At 35.6% G+C, this 9702-nt stretch carries 9 protein-coding genes and 1 pseudogene; 9 read left to right on the top strand and 1 reads right to left on the bottom strand.

What is annotated here, in order from left to right; all coding sequences use genetic code 11:
• The 7 genes from Q0Q96_RS02540 to Q0Q96_RS02510 form a co-directional block, all read left to right on the top strand.
• Positions 1–1994, top strand: a 1994-nt coding sequence (locus Q0Q96_RS02540; protein ID WP_293871362.1) for a TIM-barrel domain-containing protein, incomplete at its 5' end; no start/stop codon positions are given.
• 4 nt (positions 1995–1998) lie between these two features.
• Positions 1999–3651 (top strand): alpha-amylase family glycosyl hydrolase, encoded by a 1653-nt coding sequence (locus Q0Q96_RS02535; RefSeq protein ID WP_293871359.1) that lies wholly within the window; start codon positions 1999–2001, stop codon positions 3649–3651.
• Between the two features lies 1 nt (position 3652).
• The gene (locus tag Q0Q96_RS02530) at positions 3653–4312 is read left to right on the top strand and encodes a glycerophosphodiester phosphodiesterase family protein (protein WP_293871357.1); all 660 of its coding nucleotides are present in this window, start codon (positions 3653–3655) and stop codon (positions 4310–4312) included.
• Positions 4309–5556: an NAD(P)/FAD-dependent oxidoreductase gene (locus tag Q0Q96_RS02525; RefSeq protein WP_293871354.1), complete on the top strand. Its 1248-nt coding sequence runs from the start codon at positions 4309–4311 to the stop codon at positions 5554–5556. Before Q0Q96_RS02530 ends, Q0Q96_RS02525 begins: the two co-directional genes overlap by 4 nt.
• 80 nt (positions 5557–5636) lie before the next feature.
• Complete coding sequence (locus tag Q0Q96_RS02520) at positions 5637–5942, top strand: hypothetical protein (protein WP_293871351.1); 306 nt, start codon at positions 5637–5639, stop codon at positions 5940–5942.
• Between the two features lie 222 nt (positions 5943–6164).
• Complete coding sequence (locus tag Q0Q96_RS02515; protein WP_293871349.1) at positions 6165–7172, top strand: hypothetical protein; 1008 nt, start codon at positions 6165–6167, stop codon at positions 7170–7172.
• The gene (locus Q0Q96_RS02510; RefSeq protein WP_293871347.1) at positions 7148–7660 is read left to right on the top strand and encodes a T9SS type A sorting domain-containing protein; all 513 of its coding nucleotides are present in this window, start codon (positions 7148–7150) and stop codon (positions 7658–7660) included. The genes Q0Q96_RS02515 and Q0Q96_RS02510 overlap by 25 nt, the downstream gene beginning before the upstream one ends.
• 69 nt (positions 7661–7729) lie before the next feature.
• On the opposite strand, the gene Q0Q96_RS02505 is transcribed toward Q0Q96_RS02510, so the two are convergent.
• Positions 7730–8206 carry a TspO/MBR family protein gene (locus Q0Q96_RS02505; protein ID WP_293871344.1) on the bottom strand — a complete coding sequence of 159 codons (477 nt, stop codon included), beginning with the start codon at positions 8204–8206 and terminating at the stop codon, positions 7730–7732.
• Positions 8207–8291: 85 nt separating this feature from the next.
• On the opposite strand from Q0Q96_RS02505, the gene Q0Q96_RS02500 reads away from it, so the two are divergent.
• Positions 8292–9401 (top strand): diphosphomevalonate decarboxylase, encoded by a 1110-nt coding sequence (locus Q0Q96_RS02500; protein ID WP_293871342.1) that lies wholly within the window; start codon positions 8292–8294, stop codon positions 9399–9401.
• Positions 9398–9702, top strand: a pseudogene (locus Q0Q96_RS02495) (mevalonate kinase); the annotation flags it as partial. The gene Q0Q96_RS02500 and the pseudogene Q0Q96_RS02495, both read left to right, overlap by 4 nt.

Here is a 9702-nt window from a genome sequence, read left to right as displayed (position 1 = left end):
ATACCAAAGTTAATGACTCTACAGAAACCATAGATTTTAATCTTTCATCCGATGAAGTGCTTTATGGTGGTGGAGCAAGAGCACTAGGAATGAACCGACGCGGTAATCGTTTGCAATTGTACAATCGCGCTCATTATGGTTATGAAACTCATGCTGAATTGATGAATTTTTGTATTCCGCTGGTACTTTCCTCTAATCTATATGCCGTCCATTTTGACAATCCCGCTATTGGTTACTTGGATTTAGACAGTAAAAAAAATAATACGTTAGAATACGAAACCATCTCGGGCAGAAAAACCTACCAAGTTATTGTTGGTGATAATTGGGAAGATTTAATTGAAAACTATACCAATTTAACAGGCAAACAACCGTTGCCACCACGATGGGCTTTTGGAAACTTTGCCAGCCGATTTGGTTATCGCTCGCAAGATGCCGTTGAAGGCACTATTCGCAAATTTGAAGATGCCAAGATACCTGTTGACGCCATTATTCTCGATTTATATTGGTTTGGAAAAACCATCATAGGCACCATGGGAAATTTAGAATGGGATAAAGAAAACTTCCCAAACCCTGATAAAATGATTGCCGATTTGAAGGCTAAAAACATCAAAACTATTTTAATTACAGAGCCATTTATTTTGAGCACCTCATCAAAATGGCAAGAAGCAGTAGCTAAAAACATTTTGGTAAAAGACAAATTTGACAAACCTGCCACTTGGGATTTTTACTTTGGTAATACTAGTGTTGTCGATATTTTTAAGCCCGAAGGAAAAGCGTGGTTTTGGAATGTGTATAAACGATTAATCAATCAAGGCGTTAGTGGTCTTTGGGGCGATTTGGGAGAACCCGAAGTTTTTCCTTCTAAAGCTATAACAGCGGGCGGAAAAGCAGATGAAGTACACAATATTTACGGACATAATTGGGCAAAACTGATTGCCGAAGGTTATCAAAAAGATTTTCCAACGCAACGCCCATTCATTTTAATGCGTGCGGGTTATTCGGGTTCGCAACGTTTTGGGATGATTCCTTGGAGCGGCGATGTGAGCAGAAGTTGGGGCGGATTGCAAAGTCAGATGGAAATTGCACTACAAATGGGAATGCAAGGATTAGCGTATATGCACTCTGACCTTGGCGGATTTGCAGGCGATTATTACGACAACGAACTATACTTGCGTTGGTTGCAATATGGCGTTTTCAACCCAATATTTCGTCCGCATGCGCAGGAAGAAGTAGCTTCGGAAGTCGCACGAAAAGACATTATTACTATGGCTGCCGCCAAGAAACAAGTTGAGTTACGCTACCAACTAATGCCTTATAATTATACGTTAGCTTTCGAAAACAATCAAAAAGGAACGCCGTTCATGCGTCCGTTGTTTTTTGAAGAGCCTGCTATTACAACTATTGCTTCAACTTATTTTTGGGGAAATGATTTCCTTATAACTCCCATCACAAGCCCCAGAATTACAAGCGCAGGAGTTTTTTTTCCAAAGAGTAGCAACTGGTTCGATTTTTACACTAATGAAAAACATCTTGGCGGAACGGCAGAAACGGTAAAAGTCAGTCCTGATTATATTCCGACTTTCGTGCGTGGCGGTAGCTTTATCCCGATGATCAAAACCATTCAAAACACGTCTAAATATTCGCTAGAAAATTTTGACTTGCATTTTTATTTTGACGCTATTGTTTCCAAATCGGCGGGAAAATTATATAACGATGACGGTTTCACCCCTAATGCTTTTGAAAAAGGACAATACGAAATGCTAAATTTCACCAGCACCAACAAAGACAAAGTTCTAACAATTAAATTAACTGCTGAAACAGGCAAAAATTTTCAAGCAAAAGATAAAACGGTTTCGGTTTTGATTCACAATATCAAAGCAAAACGCATCTTTGTAAATAATCATGAACAGATCTACAAAACTTTTCTCGAGCCTTTGCAGTTAAACGTTACAATGACAAAAGGAACAACACAAGAAGTTAAAATTGAATACTAACATTATGAAGAAATTAAACCTACTCGTCCTAATTTCATTCTTATTTTGCGGAATTACTTTCGCTCAAAAGAAAAAGCCTGCAACTACAAAAACTCCATTCGTTTGGGAAAGTGCTAATGTATATTTTATCGTTACCGATAGATTTAATAATGGTGACAAAACCAACGACCACAACTTCAACAGAAACAAACAATCCGGAAAATTACGTGGTTTTGAAGGCGGCGATATTCGGGGAATTATACAAAAATTAGATGACGGTTATTTTACCAATCTTGGAATCAATGTGATTTGGATGACACCTGTAGTAGAGCAAATTCATGATGGCGTTGATGAAGGAACAGGCTTTACATACGCCTTTCATGGTTATTGGACCAGAGATTGGAGTTCAATAGATCCAAGTTTTGGAACCCGAAAAGATTTAGCTGAATTGATTCAAAAAGCCCATGCCAAAGGAATCAGAATCATGTTGGATGCCGTAATTAATCATACTGGACCTGTAACTCCAGAAGATTCGGTTTTTCCAAATGATTGGGTTCGTACTTCTCCAAAATGTACTTACAAATCATACGACACCTACATCAATTGCACCCTTGTTGACAATCTTCCAGATCTAAAAACGGAAAGTAACGAAAATGTAGAATTACCTGCTTTTTTGGCCAATAAATGGAAAAAAGAAGGCCGTTATGATAAAGAAATGACTTCGCTTGACGCTTTCTTCAAAAAAACAGGTTATCCAAGAGCACCAAAATATTATATCATAAAATGGCTGACGGATTATATCACTGACTTTGGAATTGATGGCTACCGCGTGGATACGGCAAAGCATGTGACCGAAGATGTTTGGGCAGATTTTAAAAAAGTATGTGATAAGGCTTTCGCCGAATACAAGAAAAAAAATCCGAAAAAAGTTTTGGATAACAATCCTTTTTTTACTGTGGGAGAAGTATATGGCTATAACATTGGAGGAAAAAAATTCTATGACTTTGGTGATAAAAAGGTAGATTATTTTGCCCATGGTTTTACGGGTTTAATCAATTTTGATTTCAGAAACGAGGCCAAAATGAATTACGAAGAATTGTTTTCAAAGTATTCCAACATTCTTCAAAATGATTTAAAAGGCAACACGGTGATGAATTACATTTCGTCGCACGATGATAGCTATCCGTTTGATAAAAAACGTGAAAAAACTTTTGAAAGTGGCACCAAATTACTCTTGGCACCGGGGATATCTCAAGTATATTATGGTGATGAAAGTGCTCGTTCATTAGACATCGAAGGCACACAAGGCGATGCCACGTTGCGTTCCAATATGAATTGGAATGACATTGCAGACAACACCAAAACAAAAGAAGTGCTGACCCATTGGCAGAAGTTAGGTTTGTTTAGAAAAAATCATCCGGCTGTTGGTGCTGGTGTTCATACTCAAATTTCAAGTTCTCCTTATGTTTTCAGTAGAACATTTGCCAAAGGAAAATATTCGGATAAAGTAGTTGTTGGATTAGATTTGGAGAAAGGTCAAAAAACTATTTCTGTTGGAACTGTTTTCGTTAACGGAATTAAAGTAAAAGATGCTTATTCGGGGAAAACTGCAACTGTTGTCAAAGGAAAAATAAACCTCAACACGGATTTTGGAATTGTTTTGTTAGAAAAACTATAAAATGCTCAAAATAGGGCATCGGGGTGCCACAGGTTATTCTGCCGAAAATACGTTGGAAGCTTTTCAAAAAGCCATTGAACTTGGCGTTGACGGAATTGAGTTGGATGTTCATTTAAGTTTGGACGGAAAAGTGATGGTGATTCATGATGATACTATCGATAGAACAACTTCGGGCAAAGGTTTTGTAAAAGACTTTTCATCTCAAGAATTAACCGAATTCGAAATCCCAACTTTGGAAGCTGTTTTTGAATTAATTAATCAACAGTGTTTTATCAATATCGAACTCAAAACCTTTGAAACGGCTTATAAAGTGGTTGAGCTTATTGACTATTTTGTTTCAGAAAAGAATTCGAATTATGCTGATTTTATCATTTCCAGTTTTGATTGGAATGCGTTGCAACAAATTCATTTTCTGAATGAAGAAATCCCGATTGGTGTTTTGACAAACACAGATTTAGAATTGGCTTTGGCGTTCGCCAAATTTATAAAAGCCTATTCCATTCATCCTCATTATCATTTAGTAACGAAAGAAAACGTTATTCAAATGCAATCCAAAAATTTTAAAGTATTTCCTTGGACAGTAAATGAACCATCAGCTATTACCTTTGTCAAATCTTTAAACGTTGACGGTATTATTACCGATTTTCCAGATAGACTATGAATTCAAACTTCGATATAATCATTGTTGGTGGTGGCGCAGCGGGTTTTTTCACGGCAATTAATATTGTAGAAAAAAATCCAAAACTAAAAGTCGCTATTCTAGAAAGAGGAAAATCGGTTTTGGAGAAAGTCCGTATTTCTGGTGGTGGAAGATGTAACGTTACTCATGCTTGTTTTGTGCCAAATGATTTAGTGAAGTTTTATCCGCGTGGCGAAAAGGAATTACGTGGACCATTTCATCAATTTTGTTCGGGTGATACTATTGAATGGTTTGAACGTCATGGAATTGAACTCAAAATTGAAGATGATGGAAGAATGTTTCCTGTTTCGGATAGTTCGCAAACGATTATTGACTGCTTTTTATTGGCTACACAAAAACTCGGAATACAAGTTTTGACTGGTCAAAGTGTACAATCTATTTTCAAAGCGGAAGATTACTGGAAAGTAGAGACAAATCATGAAACCTTTGCGTGTCAAAAACTTATTTTGACAACTGGAAGTAATCCAAAAATTTGGGAACTACTTCAAAACATGGGTCATACCATAATTTCTGCTGTTCCTTCCCTATTTACTTTCAATATTAAAGATGCTCGAATTAAAGATTTGATGGGACTTTCGGCTTTCGCTAAAGTAAAATTCAAAGGCAGTAAACTTGAAGCCAGCGGACCGTTATTGATAACTCATTGGGGAATGTCTGGCCCAGGAATTTTGAAACTTTCGGCTTGGGGAGCCCGAGAGTTATTTGATAAAAATTATCAATTTGTATTAGAAGTTAATTGGCTGAACGATATTCCTTTTGAAGAAGCTTTGGAAACTCTCAAAAACTTAAAACAAGAACACGCCAAGAAAACGGTAGCTAAAAAATCTCCTTTTGAGTTTCCGAATCGTTTGTGGGAAAATCTGGTTTTGGCAGCTGGTATTGACATCTCGAATGCGCTCGGTGAGACAAAGGAAACCAAATGGGCTGATTTATCTAAAAAACAATTGATAGCTTTGGCTAACCAACTTACGCATGGCGAATTTCAAGTAAACGGTAAAAGCACCTTCAAAGAAGAATTTGTAACAGCTGGCGGCATTGATTTAAAGGAAATCAATTTTAAGACTATGGAAAGTAAGTTGCATAAAAACCTGTTTTTTGCCGGCGAAATCGTAAATATTGACGCTATTACTGGCGGCTTTAATTTTCAAAACGCTTGGACAAGTGGATTTATAGTGGCTCAAACAATTATGGAATATTTCTTATAATATAGCATTGTCGTTTACTCAAAATCATTTAAATTTTGTTTTCCAAAAAGTTTACCAAATGAAAAAAAGCTTTACTCCTTTTGTTCTTTATTACCGGTATTAGTATTTATGCGCAACCACTTGGACTGCTTAACCCCTATTCGGTTTGTCATGATGACATTCATGATGGTTATACTACTTTTAATTTAACAGCTACCGACCCTGTAGGCACTCTTGGGTTGAATCCTACTGTTTATACAATAGCTTTTTATCCTTCGGTTACTGATGGCAATAATAATATGAATGTTATAGCAAACCCTTCGGCTTATGTCAATGAGGTTGTGAATACACAAACCATAGGTGTTTGCTGTCATCTCCTGAAAAAACTTGACAAAAGGTTGCTTTAGTATTAGCACACTTACTTTAAATACTCATAACTGTGTTCCATGTACCAGCTCAGCTCCTCTGCATTTAAATGCCTCCGACATCACTGATGCTTCGTTAATACTTAGCTGGGATACTAATATTTGGTATGGGAAATCAAGCCAGCATCATTTCAATAGTCCCTTTATGGAACACCTCCTTCTGAAACAGGTACAGTATCTGTTATAACTCCTCAAAATTCTCAAATGATTACTGTCTTACTACCCGAAAGTTGCTATTCGATTTATATGAAAGGTTTTTGTGGTTCAGGATACAGTCAATGGTCGGCTCCATTAAATAACTGTATGCCAAATTGTGCTGATAGTGGCGCCTGTTCACAAGTGCTATTGCTGAATGCCTTTTTGGATAGTAATAATAACGGTCTAAAAGACACTGGTGAAGTTGTTTTTAACAATGGTAATTTTGTTTATCAGGTCAATGATTCGCCAGATAATCAATATGGTTTCACCAATAATGTTTCGTATAATATTCTTGATTCGAACCCAAGTAATTCTTATCATATTAGCTTTGCAATAAATGGTGCTTCCGCTGGTTATTACGCTTCATCCGCGGCATACAGTAATATTACACTTCCAAGTGGCAGTGGCGACCATTATTTATATTTCCAAGTCGTAGTAACTACTCCTTTTACAGATGTTGCAGTTTATCTTAGTCCATCAGGCAGGTCAAGACTCGGATTTACTTATAGTAATACTATTGTTTATCAAAATAATGGAAATCAAACTATTCCCAACGGAACAATTACTTATAATATAGATTCCAATGTAAGCATCAATTCTATATTTCAAACCGGGACTACATCAACAAGCACGGAATTTACCTATGACTTTACCAATTTGGCTCCGTTTGAAACAAGATATATCACCGTTTATTTAGCTGTACCTACGACTGTTAATTTAGGTGATTTGGTAAACAACAATGCCACTGTTCAAATTGCTGATGACGCAAATGTTTCTAACAATAGCTCTTTCCTGACTCAAGTTGTTACAGGTTCGTATGATTTTAATGATAAAATGGAATCATATGGCGGAAAAATTGTTCACAGCGCTTTTACAGCTAATGATTATTTGTATTATGCCATTAAATTTGAAAATACTGGCAGTGCTAGTGCAGACTTCATAAGAGTTGAAGATGCTTTAGACAGTCAATTAGATAAAACACATTTGAAATGCTTTCTGCAAGTCATAACGTGAATACTAAACGTGCAAGCAATCAATCGACATGGCATTTATATGACATTAATTTACCTCCAACTTCATCAAACGCTAGTGGGAGTCATGGCTTTGTTTATTTTAGAATAAAACCGAGGCTAGGTTATGCTATTGGAGATGTTATACCAAATACTGCTTCTATTTATTTTGATTACAATCCAGCAATTATAACAAATCGATTTGATACTGAATTTGTTCAGGAACTTGGTAATGCAACTTTTAGTGCTGATACTATTTCTTTATATCCAAATTCAACAAGTGAATTGGTTTCCATTTCAAATTCTAATCCAAACGATAAAATAGCAACTATTGTGATTTATGAAATATCAGGGAAAATAATTTACACTTTAAATAAAAATATGCTTAACACTATAAGCATTGATGTTTCTCATTTTGCCCAAGGACTTTATTTAGTAGAATTGTCTTCTGAAAGCAATACTAAAATTACTAAAAAGCTATTGATAAAATAGTTAACTGTTTTTTAATATTAAAAAAAGTCATTAATAAAATAAAAAAAATCTCGAGGAATTGGGACTTTTTTATTTATTCAACCACCAAATACTTGCGTTGAGGATAATTGCAAAACTTACCCATGCCAAATAAGGAAGCATCAGTCTTCCGGCTACTTTATCTATTTTTTCAAACTTTTTATAGGTTTCAAAGATTAATAACCAAAGTATAATAATTTCAATCAATGCCAGTAATAAATTGTGCATGCCAAAGAAGAGATAAGACCACAACGCGTTCAAAGCCAATTGCGCTATAAAGAATTTAAAAGCACTTTTGACGCTTTCCTCATTCGTTTCTATTCGGTTCCAAATCATACCGCCTGCAAAGCCAATCATGATATACAATACTGACCATACTGGAGCAAAAATCCAATTGGGTGGATTAAAAACTGGTTTTATCAAGGTCGGATACCAAGTGGTAATGTTATCACGAGTGACCATTCCTGACAAATACCCAATTGCTACACAAGTAACAACAACTAATACTATTCTTAAAATCTTTTGCATAGCACGTAATTTTATATGTTCAAATATACTAAACGAAAATCAGTTGTTTTTGTAAAAAAAGTATCTTTGTTAAAATTTAGTCACTATGAATTCTGAAAAGGATTTTATTTCAAAACCATTTTCAACCAAAATAGCAAGCGGAAACTTTCAATGGAGCGCACCTAGTAACATAGCTTTAGTTAAATATTGGGGCAAAAAAGACAAACAAATTCCAGCTAATCCTTCCATCAGTTTTACTTTGAACAATTGTAAAACGATTACAAAACTTTCTTTTATCAAAAAAGATAATACCATTACGATGGGCGCTACAAAAGAAAAGTTTTCTTTTGATTTACTTTTTGAAGGCAAGCCAAAGGAAGATTTCAAACCCAAAATTCAACAATTTTTTGAACGCATTGAAAAGTATTGTCCTTATCTGATTGATTATCATTTTACAATTGATACCAAAAATACGTTTCCTCATAGTTCAGGAATTGCTTCCTCCGCATCTGGAATGGCGGCTTTGGCAATGAATATTATGAGTTTAGAAAAAGTATTAAATCCTGCAATCACCGAAGATTTCTTTTATCAAAAAGCTTCTTTTTTAGCTCGATTAGGATCCGGGAGTGCTTGCAGAAGTATAAAAGGAAGTGTCGTAGTTTGGGGGAATCATCCAGAAATTCAAGACAGCTCTGATTTGTTTGGCGTGGAATTCCCTTCGCAACTTCATAAGAATTTTAAAAACTATCAAGATACTATATTGCTAGTTGACAAAGGCGAAAAACAAATATCGAGTACGGTTGGTCATGACTTAATGTACAATCATCCATTTGCTGACCAACGTTTTGCGCAAGCAAATTATAATTTATCGGTCATAAAAACCGTTTTAAAAACTGGGAATTTAGACGAATTTATCAAAATAGTAGAAAGCGAAGCGTTGACATTGCATGCCATGATGATGACTTCACTTCCTTATTTTATTTTGATGAAACCCAATACGCTAGAAATTATAAATAGAATTTGGAAATTTAGAACTGAAACAAAAATTCCAATTTGTTTTACGCTCGATGCTGGTGCGAATGTGCATGTTTTGTATCCCGAAAACGTTAGAGATAACGCTTTGCAATTTATTACCACTGAATTAGTTGGCTATTGTCAAAATGGTAACTATATTTGTGATGCAATTGGAAACGGAAGTCAATTGATTTATCTATGAAAGGACCACTTTTTTACTCAAAAATACTTCTTTTCGGAGAATACGGAATTATTAAAGATTCAAAAGGGTTATCCATTCCTTATAATTTTTACAATGGTGCTTTGAAAGTGGATGAAAATCCGTCGTTCGAGGCTGTTAAATCTAACGCAAATCTGAAGCGTTTTGTGACTTATTTAGAGCAACTACAAAAAGAGCAACCTGCGCTAGTTTCCTTCAATATTGAAACCTTAAAATCTGATATAGAAAGAGGAATGTATTTTGATTCCAGCATTCCACAAGGGTATGGGGTTGGAAGCAGCGG

Origin of the sequence: Flavobacterium sp., assembly GCF_025352015.1 — a bacterium.
Lineage (GTDB): Bacteria > Bacteroidota > Bacteroidia > Flavobacteriales > Flavobacteriaceae > Flavobacterium.
The sequence above is the reverse complement of the archived record's forward strand: the minus strand, read 5'-3'. Positions and strand labels throughout refer to the sequence as shown.